The following is a 20,571-nucleotide window of genomic DNA, read 5'->3' as shown; positions in this document are numbered from 1 at the left end:
GCGAGGGCGCACGAATCATGCTGCCGACCAGCCTTCCCGGCTCACCGCGCCCTAATGTACGGCAGCCGCACCCCTACCGGGACGCCTGAGACTTTGCCGTTCCGTGACCGTGTCGTCGCCCAGCCATAATTTAAGGCGGCAAGACTGGTTCAGATGAAGTACGCGCCTGGGCAATCCTCTTCTCCTGCACCCTTTGTCATCGTCGTGATGATCGCCGGGGCGCTGGCTGCCGTCGTTGCCACGCTCGCGCACGCCACCGCGCTGGCTCTGCTTCCCAGCGCGCTGTTGGCTGTTATCGGCGCGGCGTTCGTGCCGCGTCACTCCTGGGTGGCCGGTATCGGCCACGGTCGCCACAGCATCCCCGCCCGAGTGGTGGCGGCGGCGGCGGTCCTGGCTTACGGCACCCTCGTGGTGGCCGCGGGAAGTTCGGGAGACCCGGCCGCCTACCTGGGTATCGCGGTGGCGTTGCTGTGGACGGCGGTCTGTCTGCCGGCGTTGGACCTCATGCGTCGCGGCGTCTTCGGGCTGGTGGTGCTGCTGACCCCGGTCGTACTCATCCCTTCGGCCCTGGCTGCTTCCAGCCAGGTTGGAGGCCTGGACGAGCTGCCCTCGGCGAGTGTCGTCGGCGAGACCGTGATCGCGCTGGCGGCCAGCAGCGGACCGGTTCTGCTCACCCTCGGGGTGATGATGGTCCTGGGTAGCCTCGTGGACCTGTTGTCCTGCGCAGCCACGGTGCGCGAATCGAGCACCTTGGCCGGGTTGACGGCCATTCTGGGCGGCGTGGCGGCCCTGCTGGTCGGGGCCGCGGGCTTCGCCGCTTGCGATGGGCTCGTCTCCGGGGCCAGCCAGCTCGGCGGTGCCGCCTTGGCGGTGGGCCTGCTCGGCTTGCTCGGTCTCTACGTCGGCGTGCCGCGGGCACTGCGAGGCACCGAAGTGCACCGGCTGGGTCCTGTTGTCCTCTTCGGTGCGTTGACGGTGGTTCTCCTGGGCGCGCTTCGGGTGCAGCAGGCCGCGGGACCGGGTGCGTTGGCGGTGGCTCCCACCCTGACCATGCTCGGGGTGCTCGTCGGCGCGGTGGCGGGCCTGTTCCTGGCCGGCAGTCTCATCAGCGCCCGCGGGCATCAGCACCTGTTGGACGCGCTCCGTTTCCGCGCTCGTCAACGCCTGGAAACACTGCGAACAGCCCGTGAGCTCGCACGCAACGAGATTGGGTCACAGGGGGGGCCGCACGTAGCATGGGCGAGTGGACTGGCAAGAGTACGACGCAGCTCTTTTCGACCTCGACGGCGTGCTCACGCCGACGGCGGTGGTACACATGCGGGCGTGGGCCGACATGTTCAACGCCTATCTCACCGAGCGTGGTGATCAGACCCCCTACACCGACGAGGACTACTTCACCTACGTCGACGGCAAGCCCCGCTATGACGGGGTCCGCGACTTCCTCGCCTCGCGCAACATCACTGTGCCCGAAGGCCAGCCCAGCGACGACCCCTCCGAGCACACCGTGTGCGGTCTGGGTAACCGCAAGAACGACGCTTTCAACGCAGTTCTGGAGCGTGACGGGGTCAGCCCCTATCCGGGCTCGCTCGCCCTGGTCGAGCATCTGCATGAACGCGGCACCGCGATGGCTGTGGTGTCCAGTTCGAAGAACGCCCCGGCAGTGCTGGCCGCAGCGGGGATGGCCGACTTCTTCCCGGTCATCGTCGATGGTCGCGTGGCCGCGCTAGAGGGGATCCCCGGCAAACCGGCCCCCGATACATTCCTGGCGGCTGCGCACCGTCTGGGCGTCACCAAGGAGCGCGCAGTCGTCCTTGAAGACGCCACCTCAGGAGTGCAGGCCGGCCGTGCCGGTGACTTCGGCCTCGTGATCGGTGTTGACCGCGGTGCAGGCGCCGCAGCCTTGACCGCTGCCGGTGCTGATGTCGTCGTGTCCGACCTGGATGAGTTGCTTCCGTGAAGGCTGCCACCTCCGATCACGACCCGCTTGACCGCAACCGATTCCCGGCCGACCCGTGGCGGCTGGTAGAACGCTTCCCCAAGGCTCGCGAACTCGGCGTAAGCGAAACGATCTTCGCGGTCGGCAACGGCTACCTCGGAATGCGGGCAAACCCCCCTGAGGGCCGGGACGCGCACACCCATGGCACGTTCATCAACGGCTTCCACGAGACCTGGCCGATCCACCACGCCGAGAAGGCGTTCGGATTCGCCACCACCGGTCAGACCTTGGTGAACGCCCCTGACGCCAAGCTCATGAAGCTCTACGTCGACGACGAGCCGCTGCTGCTCGCCGTGGACGACCTGGAGTCCTACGAGCGCAGCATCGACTTCCGCGACGGGGTGTTGCGCCGCGACGTCATCTGGCGCACCCCCTCGGGTAAGCGCGTCAGTGTGCAGACCACCCGGATGGTCTCCTTCACCCAGCGGCACTTGGCGATCTTCACGATCATGGTGACGATGCTTGACGGCGACGCCCCGATCGTGGTGTCCAGCCAGATCCTGAACCGCCAGGACGGGTTCGATGAGTACCACGCCAAGGACGAGGCGATGGGCGAAGGTTTCGACCCTCGAAAGTCGACCCATTTCACCTCCCGTGTGCTGGAGCCGCAGGGACATTGGAACAGCGAACGCCGGATGATCCTGGGCTACCGCTGCGCTTCCTCCCGAATGACCTTGGCCGTCGGGGCCGATCACCGGATCATCACCGACAACGACTACGAAGAGCTCATCGAGACCACGCCAGACCTGGGCAAAAAGGTCTTTCGGATCGACGCCAAGCAGGGCCAGCCGGTGTTCATCACCAAGGCCGTGGCCTATCACACCTCCCGCGGAGTGCCGGTGCGTGAGCTGTTCGACCGTTGCCGCCGCACCCTGGATCGGGTGCGTGCTGACGGCGTGCAGCACTACCACGAGGAGCAGGCGCTCTGGCTGGACGACTACTGGAAGCGCTGCGACGTCGAGATCGACGGCGAACCAGAACTGCAGCAGGCCGTGCGTTGGAACCTGTTCCAGCTTGCGCAGGCCTCCGCCCGGGCCGATCAGCTCGGTGTGCCCGCCAAGGGGGTAACCGGGTCCGGCTATGAGGGCCACTACTTCTGGGACTCGGAGATCTACGTCGTCCCGTTCTTGGCCTACACCTCACCCACCACGGCCCGCAATGTGTTGCGGTTCCGGGTGAACATGCTCGACGCGGCGCGTCGGCGAGCCCGCGAACTCGCTACTCGCGGTGCGCTTTTCCCGTGGCGCACGATCAACGGCGAGGAGGCCTCGGCCTACTACGCAGCCGGCACCGCGCAGTACCACATCGACGCAGACATCGCTTATGCGGTCTCCCGCTACGTCGACGCCAGCGGCGACCAGAACTTCCTGGAGCGAGACGGCGTGGCGATCCTCGTCGAGACCGCTCGGATGTGGGCCGACCTGGGTTTCTGGCACGAGAACTCAGAACGCACCTTCAACATCCACGGGGTCACCGGCCCCGATGAATACACCACGGTCGTCAACAACAACCTGTTCACGAACGTGATGGCCCGCTTCAACCTCGAGCGCGCGGCGGCGGCGCTGCGCGACATGGAGCGAAACCATCCGGAGTCCTACCAGCGGGCCGTCGCTCGCCTGGAGATCCAGGAAGCGGAGATCGATGAGTGGGAGAACTGCGCCGCCCACATGACGATCCCGTTCGATGAACACTTCGGTATTCACCCCCAGGACCAACACTTCCTGGAGCGCGAGCTGTGGGACCTGTCCACGACTCCCCCCGAGCAGTTTCCGCTGCTGCTGCACTATCACCCGTTGGTCATCTACCGCTTCCAGGTTCTCAAACAGGCGGACGTGGTGCTGGCGATGTTCCTGCAGGGTGACCGGTTCACGCTGGAGGAGAAGCGCGCCAACTTCGAGTACTACGACCCGATCACCACCGGTGACTCCACGCTGTCGGCCGTTGTTCAAGCGATCGTGGCTGCCGAGGTGGGCCACCACGGGATGGCCGAGTACTACTTCCGCCAAGGCCTGTACGTGGACCTGGCCGACCTGCACCGCAACACCTCCGACGGCGTGCACATCGCCTCAGCAGGTGGGGTGTGGAATGCCCTGGTCTACGGCTTCGCAGGGATGCGCGACTACAGCGGTCGGTTGAGCTTCGATCCTCGTCTTCCGGATTCGTGGAACAAGCTGACCTTCCGCCTCTCGGTCCGCGGATCTCGCGTGCGCATCGACGTCGAACAGGCGGCCATCACCTTCACCTTGGAAGAAGGCGAGGAGGTGCCCTTCTCGGTGCGGGGAACCCCCTACACGGTCACCAGTGACGAACCGGTGCGGGTGCCCTTGGACGGGCACGGGCCGCGGTTGGCGTACCGCATCGAACGCAGCCCCGCCGCTTTGAGCACGCGCCGCGAAGACGGCTCGATCATGACGGCAGGCAACGTCGACCTGGCCTCGCCGCACTTCTAGGGGTTACAACTGCGCGGCCAGCCGGGTCGCCTGGTCGATGGCGCGTTTCGCGTCGAGTTCGGCAGCGACGTCGGCCCCGCCGATGATGTGCGCGTTGATGCCGCGCACGGTGAGCTCCTCGAACAGGTCTCGCCGTGATTCCTGGCCGGCGCACACCACGACGGTGTCGACGTCCAGAACTCGGACCGATTCGGGTTCTCCGGCGCTGATGGCCAGGCCGCCGTCAGCGAAGCGGTCGTAGCGAACCCCGGGCATCCGGTGCACGCCCTTGGCCTGCAGCGAGGCTCGGTGCACCCAGCCGGTCGTCTTGGCCAGCCCCTTACCGATCGGGGTGCTCTTGCGTTGTAGCAGGTAGACCGTGCGGGGGCTTGGCGCCGGGTCGGGTTTGCCGAGTCCGCCGGGGGCCTCCTCAGGGGCAACCACACCCCATTCCCGCTTCCAGGTGTCGATGTCAGTGCTCTGGACCTGATCGTGGGTGAGGTATTCGCTGACGTCGATACCGATACCGCCGGCACCCACGACGGCGACCCGCTCCCCTGCAGTGCGCCGCCCGGACAGCAGGTCGGCGTAGCTGATGACGGCCCCGTCATCGAAGCCTTCGATGTCGAGTTCGCGGGGCAGGACACCGGTGGCGAGCACGACTTCGTCGTACCCCCCGGCCGCGATCAGGTCCGCATCTGCCTCGGTCTGCAAGTGCAGCCGTACCCCGGTGACCTCGATCTGCTTCTCGAAATAGCGGATGGTCTCGGCGAACTCTTCTTTGCCCGGGATCCGCATCGCCAGCCAGAACTGCCCGCCGATGTGGTCCGAGCCCTCGAACAGATCGACCTCATGGCCGCGCCGAGCCAGGGTGGTCGCGGCGGCCAACCCGGCAGGGCCTGCACCCACGACGGCAATCCGGCGCCGCACGCTCACGTCCGGCAACAGCAGGGTGCGTTCGTGTCCGGCGCGAGGGTTGACCAGGCACGAGACCGGTTTGCGGGCGAAGGTGTGGTCTAGGCATGCCTGGTTGCAGGCGATACAGGTGTTGATCTCCTCGGCGCGGCCCGATTGCGCCTTGATCGGCAGCTCCGGGTCGGCCAGGAAGGGCCGGGCCATCGAGACCAATGCCAGGTCGGTGTCGGCGAGGATCTGTTCGGCCAGCTCGGGGGTGTTGATCCGGTTGGAGGCCGCGACCGGGATGGAGACATGTGCCGCCACCTTGGCGCTGGTGTCGACGAAAGCACCGCGCGGGACGGAAGTGACGATCGTGGGAACCCGGGCTTCATGCCACCCGATACCGGTGTTGATGAAGCTGGCGCCGGCATCCTCCACGGCGCGGGCCAGGTCGAGCACTTCGCGCCATTCCTGACCGCCGGGAACCAGATCGAGCATGGAGAGCCGGTAGGCGATGATGAAGTCCGAACCGACGGCCTCCCGAGTCTGGCGGACGATCTCCACCGCGAGCCGGCGGCGGTTCTGCGCGGAGCCGCCCCAGGCGTCGCGGCGCCGGTTGGTGCGGGTGGCCAGGAACTGGTTGATGAAGTACCCCTCGGAGCCCATGATCTCAACGCCGTCATAACCGGCGCTGGCCGCGAGCTCGGCCGAGCGGGCAAAGGCGGCGATGGTGCGCTGCACTCCCAGCCGGGGCAGCGGGATCGGCGTGAAGGGGTTGATGGGCGCCTTCACCCGCGACGCCGAGACCTGCAGCGGGTGGTAGGAGTACCGGCCTGCGTGCAGGAGCTGCAGCAGGATCTTGGCTCCTTCGGCTTGCACGGCGCCGGTGAGTTCACGGTGGCCCCGAGTGTGTTTGGTGGTGAACATCCCGGCCGCACCCGGGTAGAGCAGCCCGGCGCGGGTGGGCGAGTAGCCGCCGGTGATGATGGTGCCCACCCCACCGCGGGCACGTTCAACGAAGAAAGCGGTCAAATCGGGCAGCGACTTGGCCCCGTCCTCCAGCCCGGTGTGCATCGAACCCATGACGAGTCGGTTACGCAGGCTGATCCGTCCGAGATCCAAGGGGGAGAACAAGTGCGGGTACGGGGTGGTCACAGCTGTCTCCTCGACTCACGTGGCACGTCGGGTGACGGTAACACCCGATACCGGCGGGTAACAGGACTGCGAGGTGCCGAATGCACCTCACCGGCGAGGCGCGTGGCGGTGTGGACAACTCACCAGCTCAAGGCGGCCCGGCGCGCCAGGTGTCCGACGTGGATTACCGAGGGCGGCGACCAACCCATGAACCCGAGAATCACGATTCACGGAGCACATGCTTTCCCGACAGACCCGGATGGCTAACCATCCGGCGCATCCAGTGTTAGCTCGCCTGGGGTTACAGGAACTCCAGCGGGTCGAACTCCTCGATCGGGATGATCCGCACCCGCGGTAGCCGGGCGGTGAAGGCCTGCACTTCGTACTCGAGGTCGTAGAACTCAAGGCCGCGCTCAACGAGCTCGCGGTAGGCGCTACTGCGGAACTCTCCGAAGCCGACGACGGCGACATCGCGTCCGTCGCAGATGTCTGCGAGTTGCTCGATGAAGTCCCCATCGTGGCTGACGAGCATGACATCGGCTTCGCGGCGGCGAAGTTCCACCAGTGTGCGCTGGATGGCGATGTCGACGACCTTCTCGTCGGCTCGACCGCTCAGCGGCACCGGACGATAACCGAGAGCGATGAGCGCCTGGACGAAGGGCATCGGCAATTCGTAGTGGGCGGCGAGGAAGAACAGGCCCTTGACGGGCTGCTGCCACTTCTCTTCGGCGAAGGTCAGTACCCGATCCCAGCGTGGGCGTTCGTCTGAGCGGGGTTTGCGGTTGAGGATGCCGGTGCCGAGCGTGGCGTCGATGTTCTCACCGTCGACGAGAACGTACGTGGTTCGTTCATCGTCCATAGGGTCCTCCTCGGCCTGGGCTAGCCCGACCCTACAAGGTGCAGCCTCAGCCCGACTCAGGCACACGCAGGTGCGGCGCGGATCGGGGCAGCTGTGCCGCCTCGACCTTCGGTAGGTGCGACCCCACGTCATGCCAGGCAGCCGCGGCGCTCACATCGGTGGCGCTGACATCCTCAGCGATGGACTCCACGCTGGCGGCCAGGCTGGTCAGCGCCTTGCCCAGCCCCCGCAGTTGCGCACCCCAGGACTGGGTGAATTCTGCTACCCCGCTTTGGATCTCACCGTGCTCGGGGCCTGCTTGCGGCAGTTGTTGACGGTGAACGACGTCGGCTTGAGCGCGCAGATGGGAGCCGGCGTGGTGCAAGTCGCCGATGTCCACACTGAAGAAAGCAGTCATATCGCGCACGGTAGAAGGATCGGTCCTGCGAGGTCCGGGAACTTCCACAGGGTGTGGGCGCTGCGCTTGTACGCTGCGAGGGGGCCGCAGCACTTGCCCCTTCGCCACAGACCGGGAGTGCTTCATGCAGTTGGAACCGCGTGGGATGGACCAGGTTCGACGCCTCGTCGACAAGGGGGTCGATATCCCGAACCCATGGACGTTGGATATCGGCCCTGAGGTCAACGTCGAACGCATCAGCGGGAACGGCGTGACCATCCATCCTGGATGCCGGATTCGCGGCGCCTCGACCGTCATCTCGGCCGGTGTCGAACTCGGGCGAGAGGGCCCGGTAACGATTGAGGATGTGCGGTTGGGCCCGAACGTGGCACTCAAGGGTGGCTATGCCGCCAAGGCGACGTTCCTGCAAGGAGCCAACCTCGGCCTGGGACACCACGTCCGCGAGGGGACGCTGTTGGAAGAAGAAGCCAGCGGCGCGCACTGCGTCGGATTGAAACAGACGATTCTGTTCCCGTTCGTCACCCTCGGCAGCTTGATCAACTTCTGCGATGCGTTCATGGCCGGCGGCACCAGCCGCAGCGACCACAGTGAGATCGGCTCCTCTTACATCCACTTCAACTTCACACCCAGCGGCGACAAGACCACACCGTCACTGTTCGGCGACGTGCCTCGGGGCGTGCTGCTGCGGCAACGCCCCATCTTCCTGGGCGGCCAAGGTGGGGCGGTCGGCCCGGTGGAGGTCGCCTACGGGACGGTGGTCGGTGCGGGCTCGGTCATTCGCCGGGATGTTCTCACCGAGGACACCCTGACCCTGGTCGGTGCCCCGCCGAGCATGAACCGGCCCTTCGCCGCTGACGACTACCGCAACCTGGTGCGGGTCCTGGCCAAAAACGTGGGGTATCTGGCCCAGTTGAACGCGTTGGAGCAGTGGTATCGCCATGTGCGCGTTCACTTCTTCGCGACGCAGGAACTCGGGCCACTGGTGGCTGAGGGGGCCCACGAGGTGATTTCGGCGGCCCGTAAGGAGCGCTGCTCCCGGCTGGGCAAGCTCGTGGCCAAGCTGCCGGGACGCGACCAGACCCAGATGGTGGTGCGGGATCGCCTCGAAGACCTCATCGAGGTGGTGCGCCATAACGAGACCCCGCCGGACATGCAGGTGGTGGAGTCCTTCGCTGCTACCGCCGAAGCCGGGGTCGGCTACCTGGAGGCCATTCGCGGGCTGAGCGATGAGCAGGTCGCGGCGGTGCGTAGTTGGCTCGGCGCCGTAGTCGCCGAGGCCTGGAGCGACGCCGCTGTCATCGTGCCGGAACTGGGGCGCTACCGCACCCAGGAGTGAGCGGCCGCTGCGAGCACAGGTCGGCGCGGCCGGTTTGGCGTCTGCCAGGTGCGTGTCAGGCCGGTGCGCTGGTAGTCCCACCCATCTCTGAGGGGGCGTGGACGGGGCGGCGTGCACGGCGAGGGCCCACACCACTGCCAGATGTGGCCACCCTCACGCATGCCAGGGTTTGCGGAGTGCTTGCTCCAGCAAGCAAGATGAAGGTGGGCGCGGTCTATGCGTCTTCCCCGCTATCGCACCCCCGTGCGCCAGGAGCCTGCCATGTCCCCCACCGCGGACCACAGCACCAACTCCACCACCCCGGCTCTGAGCACCGCCGACGCCGGCACCACCAGCACCGCTCGCAAGAGTGCCGCCAAGAAGAGCGCTGCGCAGAAGCAGACTGCGACTAAGAGGCAGGCGGCGAAGAAGACCAGCGCGGCTTCGCAGAACGCCGCCAAGAAGCAGGCGAGCAAACGCACCGCTGCGGCCAAGACACCTGCCAAGCAGAGGACGGCCGCTCCCGCGCAGTTGGCCACCTCCGCCCGCGTCAAGGTCCATGAGCTCAGCCAGGAAGCCGAGACCCACGCGGGAAAGCTCGCTGTCGAAGCGCGGCGCACCGCTTTGGATTCCGGCTTCGCGATGCTCGGCATCACCGACCTGGCCATCGAACGGTTGCGGCTCATGCAGCAGCAGATGGAAGAGCTGCGAGCCGAACTCACCTCCCGCAGCGTCGTAGGCGAGTTCAAGCGGATCTCCGGGCGCGTTGTGTCTCTGCCTAACGACGTCATCTCGAGCGGGTTGGAAACAGCGGAGAAAGCCGAGGAACAGTTCGACAACCTCGCCGCCCGGGGCCGCAACCTGGTGGAACGGGTCAGCCACGACGAGGCCGTGGCAGAGCTGTTCGATCAGGGACGCGCCACCGTCTCGCGTGGCAAGTCGCTGGTGACCGTCACCCGCAAGGGAGCCAAGAAGAGCACCGAGGCAGCCCAAGACGCCCTCACCGCGGTGGAGGCCGACGTGGTCGAGACGGTCGGCGAGGCCATCGACCGGGTCGAGCAGGAGGTCAGCTCCGGCGCGCAGACTACGGCCGCTTCAGCCAAGGCCGCCACCAAGCGCGCCGCCACAACGGCCCGTACACGCGCCGCTGCCACCAAGTCCCAAGCGAAGGGGTTGGCGACCTCGGCGAGTAAGACTCTCGAGGCTGCCGCACAGGCCAGCGAGCACCTCGCATCCCAGGTCGGGCAACCGGAGAACGCCACAGCCCCCACCTCCCCGGTGGGCAGGTCGCGGGAGATACGGCGGCGCGTCTGGGGGTTGTGGCGGGGCAGGAGGTGTCCCGCGAGGATGTCGAGGCGTGGTTTTCGCAGCGGCCGACGGCTCCCTCGGGTGAGGTGTTGGGGGCGAAGGTCCGCGAGGACGGGTTGCACGGGTGGGACTTGACGGTCTCGGCTCCGAAGTCGGTGTCGTTGTTGTGGGCGTTGGGGTCGCGCAGCGAGCACGAGGCGGTGGCGGCGGCGCATGAGGCCGCGACGGATGCCGCGTTGGCGTATTTGGGGGAGCACGCGACGTACACGCGTCAGCGGGTGCCGGGTGTCGAGGGCGTGGGTGTGGTGCGGGCGGACGGGTTGGCCGGGGTGCGGTACGACCACCGCACGAGCCGTGCGCAGGATCCGCACCTGCACACGCACGTGTTGGTCTCGAACAAGGTGTTGGCGCCGGATGGGTCGTGGAAGACGATCGACGGGACGTCGCTGATGCACGAGCTGCGGGCGGCGGGGACGGTCTACCAGGCGGCGCTGCGGGCCGAGCTGACGAGGTCGCTGGGGGTGGCGTGGCAGTGGGTGGACCCGGCTACGGGGTTGTCGGAGCTGGCGAACGTGAAGCGGGCCGATATCGAGGCGTGGAGTCAGCGGCATAGCCAGATCGACGCGTGGTTGTCCGAGCAGGGCGTGAGGTCCACGGCAGCGGCTCAGCAGGCGGCGCAGAAGGCCACCCGTAGCGCCAAGGAGACGGGCAAGAGCACGACCGAGCTGCGGGTGCAGTGGATGGCCGATGAGCGTGCGCGGGGCGTGGACCTGCGGGGCGTGTACGGGCCGCACGTGGCCGCGGAGGGTGAGCTGGGGCAGCGGGATGCCGAGCCGATCCCGAGGACCGTGCTGGATGAGCTGGCTGCGCGTCGTTCGACGTGGACCCGCGCCGATGCGGTGGAGGTCATCGCGTCGTTGATGCCGCCGGATGCCGACCCGGCGACGCTGGTGGAGCGGGTCGAGGCGTTGGCGGAGGAGACGATCGGTGAGGCGATCAGCCTGGAGGCGCCGGCGCGGACGATCGCGCGGCGGGACGGGCTGGTCATGATGGATGCCGAGCGCCGGCCCCTGAGCGATCGGGAGGGGACCGCGCGGTGGACGACCACGGGCACGATCGAGCGTGAGGCGGGTGCCGTGGGTCGTGCGGGCGCGGTCGCTGACCTGGGCGTGGATGAGCGTTGGGTCGTGGCGACGGGTCTGTCGGGGGAGCAGGAGAGGGCCGTTCGTGCTCTGGTGTCCTCCCCGTCGCGGGCGTCGGTGCTGGTGGCACCGGCCGGTGCGGGCAAGACTCATTCGCTGCACGCCGCGCGGCGGGCGTGGGAGGCCGGTGGGCACGAGGTCGTCGCGCTGGCCCCGACGGGCGCGGCTGCCGACGTGATGGTCGGTGAGGGTGTGGCGTCGGCGGCGGCGACGGTCGCGACCGCGTTGGGGCAGGCGAACCGGCAGGCGCACGTGTGGGCGCCGGGGACCGTGGTCGTGGTGGACGAGGCCGGGATGATCGGGTCTGCCGATCTCGCGCGGCTCATAGAGCAGGCCGAGACCGATGGGGCGCGCATGGTCCTGGTCGGTGACCCGGCCCAACTCCAGGCACCGGGTACGGCCGGGGGGTTGCTCGGGCTGTTGGCCGAGTCGCTGCCCGACACCGTGGAGTTGGAGCAGGTGTGGCGGCAGCGTGACGAGGCCGAGCGGGCCGCGACGTTGGCCGTGCGTGATGGTGAAGCCTCCGAGGTCGGGGCCGCCGTGGAGTGGTACCGGGAGAACGACCGTCTGGCCGTGGGGTCGAGTGCGTCCATGGTGGAGGCGGCGTGGGCCGGGTGGAGCGCTGACATGGAGTCCGGCAGGGACTCGCTGCTCATGGCGCCCACGTGGGAGGTCGCCGAAGGGTTGTCTGCGCGGGCTCAGGCCTGGCTCATTGAGTCCGGGACCGTGGACCCCAGTCAGGGGTCGGTCGTGCTCGGGGACGCCTCCCACCCTGGGCCGGGTGAGCGGGCCTACGTCGGTGACGTGCTGGTGACGCGCCGCAACGACTATTCGCTGGTCACGAGCCGTGGCGCGCCGGTGCGTACGTCGAACCGGTGGGTCGTGGAAGCCATCGACGAGCGCGGCGACGCCCGTGTGCGCCGTCTGGGTGGGGACCAGGACGGTGAGCGGGTCACGCTCCCGGGGCGCTACCTGGGTGAGCACGCCCGGCTCGGGTACGGCGTGACGATCCACTCCGCGCAGGGCGCGACCGTGAGCAGCGCGCATGCCCTGTTCGATGCCGGGCGTACGGACCGGTCCGCGGCGTACGTGGGTCTGACCCGTGGTCGGGAATCGAACCGGGTCTACGTCATCGACGACGCGACGGCCGCGGTCGAGGTCGGCGCGAGCCGCGCCCACGCTGACGCGAGTGATGCGTTCGTGGACGGTGAGAGCGTCGAGCGGTGGGTCGGGACACCGGACCAGGCCGCTGACCGGCTGGCCGACATCGTCGGGCGGGACCGTCGTGACCACGCAGCTCACACCGTGTTGCGGCGAGCGGTGCGAGATGAGGCCGCACGTCAGGCCACCGAGTACGGGATGGAGGCTGCCGTGGAGCATGCCGAGCTCGGGCGAACCACCCCGGCTGGTCGCGTGCTCGCCGCCGAGCAGGAACAGGCCGAGCGGATGAGTCGGTCCCGGGCGTACATCCGCGCCCAGGCAGAGCAGCGCCGTGCACGCGGCACCGAGCGGGCTGTACTCGAACGCGCCCCGCGAGGCGACGGTCAGCAGTCGCTCAGTGTGGCCGAGCAGATCAAGGCTCGCGCCGCTGAGAAGCGGGCGGCTCTCGACGGGGACCAGACGGGCGGCCGGGCACCTATCGACGAGGAAGCCGTGCGCGCCGTGCGCAGTGTCGCCCCATCGTTCCCGGGCGACCTGAGCGAGTACATCGCCGAGACGAGCAAGCTTCTCGCGCAGGAGCTCGAGAAACTCGAGAACGAGCCAACGTCCACCATCACGGAGTACGGCTACGACGGGCCGGGCCGCAGCGGCGCCCACCACCACGGGCCCGGCTGGGGCGGCAGGAGCCACAACGGGCCAGGACTGGGCCTGTAACCGAATCCGGACAGACAGCGTCTGGTCGGAAAACCGAGCTACTAACGTTCCGAAAGAACGCGTCGGGGCACGGCGGACAGCGGCATCTGTGACCCAGTGAATCCTCCGCCTAACACCCCGACGCATCGGCATCCAGGGTCCAGACGTGCCGGGAAGAGGATGTGCCCACACCACACCGCGTCCGTATTTTAGCCCAACGGAGGGCGACTGGCGTTCCAAGGTTCAGCTAGTGAGGAATATCACCCACCGGGGGTATGCCCACGCATGTTCTGATGTGCTCATGAGACGTGACACAGGGGTGCGTCTCACAACAGGGGAGCTGTCATGAAGTGTGCAGTCATCGCATCCGCCTCGCTACTACTGGCCGGCACGGCCCCACAGGTAGCGCCAGCGCCCACCGTTCCGTGGGACCCAGGGACAGCGAAAATCAGCATCACCAACCTCAACGAAGCTCGCGCCAAGGCCATGGTGGTCAAGCAGTCGCTGCCAGCGACGCCGAAGAACCTGTCCCGCCCTATGGAGGACCAGGCAGCCAAGGAGATCGCTTCGATTCGCGCCACAGCCGAGCGCGACCAAGACATCGACACCTTCACGGCATCCAAGGTTGCTGTAAAGGTCACGCAGGTGAAAACCTCGAACGGAAATGCCGAGGTCAAGTATCGGATCGACACGGTTCTCAATCGCAGCGCTGCCGCAGTTTCAGAGGGGGCGCCCGCGACCATGGAGGCCGCGACAGACCGCACCGCACGATTTGCTGCTGAGAACGGACGCTGGGTCCTGACCGAAGACGAGGTGCAGGGTCAAGAGGCGAAGACCCGCAGCGTCACGGAAGAACCCGCTCAGGCAGGGATGGAAGATGTCATCGAAGCTGCGGCTGCGGGACCGAGCGCCACGACCGGACCGCTCGCAACACCCTCGGATGATGTTCGCGATGCTGAGGTAGGAGCTACTTCCTCTGAAGATGCGCAGCACATGTCACCGCGTGCTGCCGCCGCTTACTTCAACCGATCCAAAGGCGTGGAATATGCAAGGAAGTACGCCAAATCGCACAACTCGTCCTACCACACCTTCGACAACGACTGCACCAATTTCATCTCCCAGATCATGCGTCATGGCGGCTGGTCCATGCATGGATCTAACCGGACCAGCACCAAGGACTGATACTACAAGTGGGGAGTCACCGCGCGCCCGAGCCACAGCTGGACCTGGGCGCAAAAGTTCCACGAGTACGCCAGGGGCGGATCAAACAGGGTCGTCGCTAAGGGCAAGCTGACAAGCCTGTCTGTCGGAGATGTCGTTCAGGGTGATCTAGCGGGGAAGGGAGAAATCAACCACTCCATGTTCATCACGAAGAAGGACAGTAAGGGTGAGCTTTACCTCACCTATCACACGAGCGACACAGTGGACCGTCCTTTTAGCGCCATTCGGCGCCAGTACCCGAACGCCAAGTGGTACTTCCAGGGACCGAAGTGAGCCGCCGGGCGCTCATCGTCGCCGCAGTCATTGCAGTAGTGGCAGGTGGAGGATTCGCCCTCTGGCGGACCACTCTGCCGGGCGCTTCCAACCGAGAGAGTGCCGTCACCCGCTACATGTCGGCGGTATCGACCGGTGACGAGAAGGAACTCGCCTCGATCATGCTCCCGGCCGCCGTGCACGACGGGCATCCAGACCTGGTCGGCATCGGAGGTAAGAAGCGGTCGGCGCCGGTCGTCATCACCTCGATCGATGCGAGGCCGGACCTGGGTGAGAACTACATCGCAAACGTCTCCGGCACTGAGAACGGCTCTCCGTTCCATACGTCGCTGACGCTGCATGACATGGGTGGACGATGGTTCGTAGGCGCAGAGACTGCACCAGAAGCGAACCACTGAGATCACCGCTCACCTGGCCACTGCTCAGAGCGCGCTGAAGATGATCGAGGCCGCGCCCCCGCAGATCGAGACCCGCATCGAGCGGGTCGAGGTGCCCGTCGTGGAACGCGTCGAGGTGCCCCAGCGGGTCGAGGTGCCCGTCATCGAGCGGGTCGAGGTGACACCCCGGTGGGTGTGGCCGACCGTGGTCGTGGCGTTGCTCGTCGTCCTGGTCTCCTTGACGGCGGGGTGGGCCCTCAGCCAGCGCGCGCAGGCAGCCCCGAGCCCGCGAGCCACGACGAGCACCCCGCTCCCGGATGGGGCCGGGCCCGCAGTGAGCTTCCCCCCCATGCAGGAGACCGCCACAGAGCCGCCGGCCCCTGAGCCGAGCGGACCCATCCCCATCGAGGTGGGCCCGCCGCCGACGAGGGGGTGAGTTCGCTCAGTCCTGGACGGGCGTGCCCCATCGTTTGTGCGCGGTGGCCTGGCCCGCGCGACGGCGAGCCGCGGCCAGGCGGCGGTTTTCCTCCTCGAGGAGGCCGCGCAGGTCGGGGTCGGTGAGGTGGTCGAGGCCGTAGCGCCACAGCGCGCGCCCGAGGACGGACTCAGAGACGCCCATCTCGGCGGCTGCCTGACGTACCCGCTGGCGTTCGGCCTCGGTGAACCGGGTCCAGATCTTCTGTTCCAGGGGTGCGTCGTCGTCCACGTGCCCAGCTTAGGAGGCGGTTCTACCCATCACGGCCAGGCGCGAACAGTCGGCGATGGTGACCAGGCGCGGCGGTTCGTGGGTGGTGAGCAGGCGGGCGTGGTCGAAGTCGCAGGGCAGCGGCTGAGCACACCGCCAAGGCGCAGGCTCAGGACGCCGCGAAAAAGGCCGACGTCGAGAAGAAGGCCGCCCAGGATTGAGCGCACTGACCCGGGCGGCGCCCCACCCGGTCTCCGGGGGGGCGCCGCTGGGGTGACCGGCGCAGTTGCGTGCCGCCTGCGCTAGCTGATCGGTGCCGGCCGGGGTGCCTGCTCAGGCGATCGCTGAGAAGGACCGCAGGCGCAGGCTGTTGCCGACGACGAAGACCGACGAGCAGGCCATTGCCGCGCCGGCGATCATCGGATTCAGCAAACCTGCGGCCGCCAGCGGGATCGCCGCCACGTTGTAAGCGAAGGCCCAGAACAGGTTGCCCTTGATGATCCCCAGCGTGCGTCGGGCCAGCCGGATGGCGTCCGCCGCCAACCGCAGATCGCCTCGCACCAGAGTCAGATCGCTGGCTTCGATGGCCACGTCGGTGCCGGTCCCCATCGCCAGACCGAGATCGGCTTTGGCTAGGGCCGCGGCGTCGTTGACGCCGTCGCCGACCATCGCAACCACCTTGCCCTGCTGCTGCAGCCTGGTGACGACATCCACCTTCTGCTGCGGCAACACCTCAGCGATGACTTCCTCGATGCCGACCTGCGCGGCTACCGCCTGAGCCGCGAGTTCGTTGTCCCCGGTCAACAGGATCGGGTGCAGACCCAGGTCACGCAGACGGGTGATCGCTTCGCGACTGGTCGCCTTGATCTCGTCGGCCACCACGATCACGCCGCGTACTGCCCCGCCCCAGCCGATGACGACGGCAGTGCCGCCGCCCTGCTGCGCCTGCGCCATAGCCTCGCTCAGACCCGCCGGCATCGGGGCCGGTTCGAGCAGCGCCGGGCGCCCGAGCAGGACCGTGACCTTCCCGGCAGCCTCCTGGATGTCACCGCGCACTCCGAGCCCCTGCTCATTCCTGAAGTTTGTGACCTGTGCCAGCTCGCTGAACTCATCGCGGCCGCTTTGCGCGATGGCGCGGGCGATGGGGTGTTCGGAGGCGTCTTCGACGGCTGCTGCGTAACGCAGCACCTGCTCGCGGCTCTCTCCCGGCGCCGGGACGACTTCTCGCACGTGCATCGTGCCGGTGGTGACGGTGCCGGTCTTGTCCAGTAATACGGTGTCGACCCGGCGGGTCGATTCCAGCACCTGCGGTCCCTTGATGAGAATCCCGAGCTGGGCTCCCCTGCCAGTGCCGACCATGAGCGCGGTCGGCGTAGCCAGCCCGAGGGCGCACGGACAGGCGATGATCAGCACCGCGACAGCCGCCCCGAAGGTCGCGGCCGCATCCGCGCCGGCGCCGAGCCAGAAGCCGAGCGTCGCGACCGACAAGGCGATGACAACCGGCACGAACACCCCCGAGACGGTGTCGGCCAGGCGTTGCACCTGAGCCTTGCCGTTCTGGGCGTCTTCGACCATGCGCGCCATCTGGGCCAGTTGGGTGTCCGCGCCGACGCGGGTGGCGCGCACGATGAGTCGGCCGCCTGCGTTCACGGTGGCGCCGACGACGCTGTCGCCGGGCCCGACATCGATCGGCAACGACTCACCGGTGAGCATCGAGACATCCAGGCTGCTGGTGCCTTCCTCGATGACGCCGTCCGTGGCGATCTTCTCTCCGGGGCGCACCACGAACCGGTCTTCGACGACCAACGCGGCGGCCTCGATACGTTCCTCCACCGGGCCCTCCGGTCCATCGCGCAGCACGGCGACATCCTTGGCCCCCAGGTCCAGAAGCGCGCGCAGCGCCGAGGAAGCTGAGCGTTTAGCGGCGGCCTCGAAGTAGCGTCCGGCCAGGATGAAGGTGGTCACCCCGGCGGCGGCTTCCAGGTAGATGTGACTGGCGGGGTCTCCGCGCTGAACACTGAACTCGAAGGCGTGCCGCATCCCGGGTACGCCGGCGGTTCCGAAGAACAGGGCGTACAGCGACCAGAGGAATGCGGCCAGGGTGCCCACGCTGATGAGGGTGTCCATCGTCGCGGCCCCGTGTCGCAGGTTTGTCCAGGCCGCCTTGTGGAACGGGAAGGCGCCCCACACCACGACGGGGGCGGCCAGGGTCAGCGAGAGCCACTGCCAGTTGGTGAACTGCCAGGCGGGCACCATCGCCAGCGCGATGACGGGGATGGCCAGCGCCGCGCAGATGAGCACCCGGTTACGCAGCTCTTGAACGTGACGTGCCCCTGCTTGGGCCACCGCCTCTTGCTCGCCGGTTCCTGATGAGGGCGCCGCGCTCGCGGCCCCGGGCGCGCGCGGCGGGGTGGGCGGCGGCGGCAAGGTCGCACCGTAGCCTGCCTGCTCTACCGTCGAGACCAGGTCGCTGGGGTTGACCTGCTGGTCATAGGTGACCTTCGCCTTTTCGGTGGCGTAGTTGACCGTGGCGCTGACCCCAGGAAGCTTGTTCAGCTTCTTCTCGATGCGGTTGGCGCACGAGGCACAAGTCATCCCCGTGATCGACAACTCCAGGTTGGCGGTGGGTGCGGTAGTCGCGTCAGCCGCGACCGGTGTCGTTGTCATGTTCCTCCCGGGCAGGGCGGGACCGGCCAAGCCCGAAGGGGGCTCGAATTGACGTGCCGGGGTCAGTGCCCGCCCATGGTGTGGGTCGATGTCGCTGGGGTACTGCTGTTGCTACCTGGCAACTGCGGGTGGACCGCGGCGCCCAGGGCTGCCGCGGCTCCACCGATGATGAGCAGGGCGATGAAGAAAGCGGTAAGTCTGGCCGCGACACTCACCGGAGGGTGTACCCGGCTTCGTCGACGGCCGCGGCGACCTTCTCGCGCGGAATCTCCTGGTCACTGTCGAAGGTCAACGAGCCCGAATCGAGTTCGACCTGAACGTTGCTCACCCCGTCAATGGCGCCGACCTCTTCCTTGACTGCGTTGACGCAGTGGCCGCAGGTCATTCCGGTGACGGTGTAGGTGGCGCTCGCCATGATGCTTCTCCTTTGAATCGGGTGATGGGGTTCTATCTGCGAGCCTTCAGGATCGGACGAGGCGAGTGATGGCCTGGATGGCCTCAGCTACCTTCTCTTCCGCAGCTTCATCGCCCTCGCGGGCGGCCGCTACGACACACTTGCCCAAGTGCTCATCCAGCAAGCCGAGCGCGACGGCCTGCAAGGCCTTCGTGACCGCGCTGACCTGGGTGAGTATGTCGATGCAGTAGGCCTCTTCGTCGACCATCCGCTGTAGGCCACGGACCTGCCCCTCAACGCGGCGCAACCGGTTGAGGTAGGCATCCTTCTCGTGGATGTACCCGTGCTGAAGCTCGCAGTCGCTCACATTTAGTGAACGGCGATACCCCCCTGCGGTATTCCGGCTAGGCGCGCTGTGCACATGTCTCAGCGCACCCACTTCCCGGCCCGCATGACCCGGCCTACCCTCAGCTGGGCGTCCAACACGACGAGGTCAGCCCGTGCCCCGGGCGCCAGGCGGCCCAGATCGGGTCGACGCAGCACGTCCGCCGGTGTGCTGGTGGCGGCCGTGATCGCCTCGTGCAAGCCGATTCCCGCGGTGCCGGTGGCGTAGCGCACTGCCCGGTCAAGGGTCAGGGTGCTTCCGGCGATGGCTCCGCCGTCGACGAGGCGAGCGATACCGTCCTGCACCCGTACCTGCAGCGGACCCAGCTCATAGTCCCCATCTGCGGAACCTGCCGCCGCCATCGCGTCGGTGACCAGGACGAAACGCCCCTGCGCCCGACGGGCCGCCTCACGCAGCATCGCGGGGTGCACATGCACTCCGTCGGCGATGAGCTCGATGCTCACCTGCGGCTGTTCCAGTAACGCGACGATGAGACCGGGTTCGCGGTGGTGGATCGGGCGCTCCGCGTTGAACAGGTGCGTGGCCACGCTGGCTCCGGCCTCGATCGCCTGCACGGCCCGTTCGTAGGTGGCATGGCTGTGCCCGGGCGCCACGATCACCCCGTTCTCGACGAACCGCCGCGTCGCTTCGATGCCGCCCTGCCGTTCCACGGCGAGGGTCACCATGGCGATGGCGCCGCCACCGGCGGCCAAGAGTCGGTCGATGTCCTCCGGTTCGGGATCGCGCAGCAGGCTTTCCTGGTGGGCTCCCCGATGCAGGTGGGACAGCCACGGCCCTTCCAGGTGAATACCGAGCAGTTCGCCCCGCAACACCATCGGTGCCAGGTCGCGCACCTGCCGTTCAAGGTTGTCGATCGTGTCGGTGACAAGGCTGGCCATCATGGAGGTCGTGCCCTGCGCCAGGTGTGTCTCCAGGACCGCGCGCGCCGCGTCTGGGCCGTCGGTGAAGGCGGCTCCCCCGCCACCGTGGGCGTGCATGTCGACGAACCCGGGAGCCAGCGTGACATCACCCAGATCTTGCGCACCTTCTACCTGGCCGGCGCCCACCTCGACGATGGAGTCGCCGACCCAGGAGACCCAGCCCGGCTCCAGCACCCGCTCGGGGGTGATGACCCGCGCCGCGCTCACGCTGGAGGTGGGGATGGTTCGCTGACTCAC

At 67.5% G+C, this 20,571-nt stretch carries 17 protein-coding genes and 1 pseudogene; 9 read left to right on the top strand and 9 right to left on the bottom strand.

The window, feature by feature from the left end; all coding sequences use genetic code 11:
• Positions 1 to 153 precede the first annotated feature (153 nt).
• The 3 genes from G9V96_RS15160 to G9V96_RS10030 are packed head-to-tail and all read left to right on the top strand — an operon-like array spanning position 154 to position 4,446.
• The gene (locus G9V96_RS15160; RefSeq protein WP_226913265.1) at positions 154 to 1,365 is read left to right on the top strand and encodes a hypothetical protein; all 1,212 of its coding nucleotides are present in this window, start codon (positions 154 to 156) and stop codon (positions 1,363 to 1,365) included.
• Entirely contained in the window at positions 1,316 to 1,957 is a 642-nt protein-coding gene (locus tag G9V96_RS10035) for an HAD family hydrolase (RefSeq protein WP_264318430.1), read from the top strand. Before G9V96_RS15160 ends, G9V96_RS10035 begins: the two co-directional genes overlap by 50 nt.
• Positions 1,954 to 4,446 carry a glycoside hydrolase family 65 protein gene (locus tag G9V96_RS10030; RefSeq protein WP_168582903.1) on the top strand — a complete coding sequence of 831 codons (2,493 nt, stop codon included), beginning with the start codon at positions 1,954 to 1,956 and terminating at the stop codon, positions 4,444 to 4,446. Before G9V96_RS10035 ends, G9V96_RS10030 begins: the two co-directional genes overlap by 4 nt.
• A gap of 3 nt (positions 4,447 to 4,449) precedes the next feature.
• On the opposite strand, the gene G9V96_RS10025 is transcribed toward G9V96_RS10030, so the two are convergent.
• From G9V96_RS10025 to G9V96_RS10015, 3 genes are all read right to left on the bottom strand, one after another.
• On the bottom strand, positions 4,450 to 6,477 hold the full coding sequence (locus G9V96_RS10025; RefSeq protein WP_168582902.1) for an NADPH-dependent 2,4-dienoyl-CoA reductase: 2,028 nt from the start codon (positions 6,475 to 6,477) through the stop codon (positions 4,450 to 4,452).
• Between the two features lie 280 nt (positions 6,478 to 6,757).
• Entirely contained in the window at positions 6,758 to 7,315 is a 558-nt protein-coding gene (locus G9V96_RS10020; RefSeq protein WP_168582901.1) for an NYN domain-containing protein, read from the bottom strand.
• Between the two features lie 46 nt (positions 7,316 to 7,361).
• Entirely contained in the window at positions 7,362 to 7,712 is a 351-nt protein-coding gene (locus G9V96_RS10015) for a hypothetical protein (protein WP_168582900.1), read from the bottom strand.
• 124 nt (positions 7,713 to 7,836) lie between these two features.
• Between G9V96_RS10015 and G9V96_RS10010 the strand changes: the two genes are divergently transcribed.
• From G9V96_RS10010 to G9V96_RS09980, 6 genes and pseudogenes are all read left to right on the top strand, one after another.
• Positions 7,837 to 9,048: a UDP-N-acetylglucosamine pyrophosphorylase gene (locus G9V96_RS10010; protein WP_168582899.1), complete on the top strand. Its 1,212-nt coding sequence runs from the start codon at positions 7,837 to 7,839 to the stop codon at positions 9,046 to 9,048.
• 261 nt (positions 9,049 to 9,309) lie between these two features.
• A complete protein-coding gene (locus tag G9V96_RS10005; protein ID WP_168582898.1) occupies positions 9,310 to 10,470 on the top strand; it encodes a hypothetical protein in 1,161 nt (386 codons plus the stop codon).
• Positions 10,362 to 13,412 (top strand): MobF family relaxase, encoded by a 3,051-nt coding sequence (gene mobF / locus G9V96_RS10000; protein WP_168582897.1) that lies wholly within the window; start codon positions 10,362 to 10,364, stop codon positions 13,410 to 13,412. The genes G9V96_RS10005 and mobF overlap by 109 nt, the downstream gene beginning before the upstream one ends.
• Before the next feature lie 324 nt (positions 13,413 to 13,736).
• Positions 13,737 to 14,885, top strand: a pseudogene (locus G9V96_RS15330) (amidase domain-containing protein).
• A complete protein-coding gene (locus tag G9V96_RS09985; RefSeq protein ID WP_168582895.1) occupies positions 14,882 to 15,283 on the top strand; it encodes a hypothetical protein in 402 nt (133 codons plus the stop codon). The pseudogene G9V96_RS15330 and the gene G9V96_RS09985 overlap by 4 nt, the downstream one beginning before the upstream one ends.
• A gap of 40 nt (positions 15,284 to 15,323) precedes the next feature.
• On the top strand, positions 15,324 to 15,698 hold the full coding sequence (locus G9V96_RS09980; RefSeq protein ID WP_168582894.1) for a hypothetical protein: 375 nt from the start codon (positions 15,324 to 15,326) through the stop codon (positions 15,696 to 15,698).
• 6 nt (positions 15,699 to 15,704) lie between these two features.
• On the opposite strand, the gene G9V96_RS09975 is transcribed toward G9V96_RS09980, so the two are convergent.
• The 6 genes from G9V96_RS09975 to nagA form a co-directional block, all read right to left on the bottom strand.
• Entirely contained in the window at positions 15,705 to 15,968 is a 264-nt protein-coding gene (locus G9V96_RS09975) for a hypothetical protein (protein ID WP_168582893.1), read from the bottom strand.
• Between the two features lie 312 nt (positions 15,969 to 16,280).
• Entirely contained in the window at positions 16,281 to 18,614 is a 2,334-nt protein-coding gene (locus G9V96_RS09970; protein ID WP_168582892.1) for a heavy metal translocating P-type ATPase, read from the bottom strand.
• A gap of 62 nt (positions 18,615 to 18,676) precedes the next feature.
• A complete protein-coding gene (locus tag G9V96_RS09965; protein ID WP_168582891.1) occupies positions 18,677 to 18,829 on the bottom strand; it encodes a hypothetical protein in 153 nt (50 codons plus the stop codon).
• Positions 18,826 to 19,029 carry a heavy-metal-associated domain-containing protein gene (locus tag G9V96_RS09960; protein WP_168582890.1) on the bottom strand — a complete coding sequence of 68 codons (204 nt, stop codon included), beginning with the start codon at positions 19,027 to 19,029 and terminating at the stop codon, positions 18,826 to 18,828. Before G9V96_RS09960 ends, G9V96_RS09965 begins: the two co-directional genes overlap by 4 nt.
• 46 nt (positions 19,030 to 19,075) lie before the next feature.
• On the bottom strand, positions 19,076 to 19,375 hold the full coding sequence (locus G9V96_RS09955; RefSeq protein ID WP_168582889.1) for a metal-sensitive transcriptional regulator: 300 nt from the start codon (positions 19,373 to 19,375) through the stop codon (positions 19,076 to 19,078).
• Between the two features lie 59 nt (positions 19,376 to 19,434).
• Complete coding sequence (gene nagA / locus G9V96_RS09950) at positions 19,435 to 20,571, bottom strand: N-acetylglucosamine-6-phosphate deacetylase (RefSeq protein WP_226913264.1); 1,137 nt, start codon at positions 20,569 to 20,571, stop codon at positions 19,435 to 19,437.

Source organism: Gephyromycinifex aptenodytis (assembly GCF_012277275.1).
GTDB lineage: Bacteria > Actinomycetota > Actinomycetes > Actinomycetales > Dermatophilaceae > Gephyromycinifex > Gephyromycinifex aptenodytis.
The sequence above is the reverse complement of the archived record's forward strand: the minus strand, read 5'-3'. Positions and strand labels throughout refer to the sequence as shown.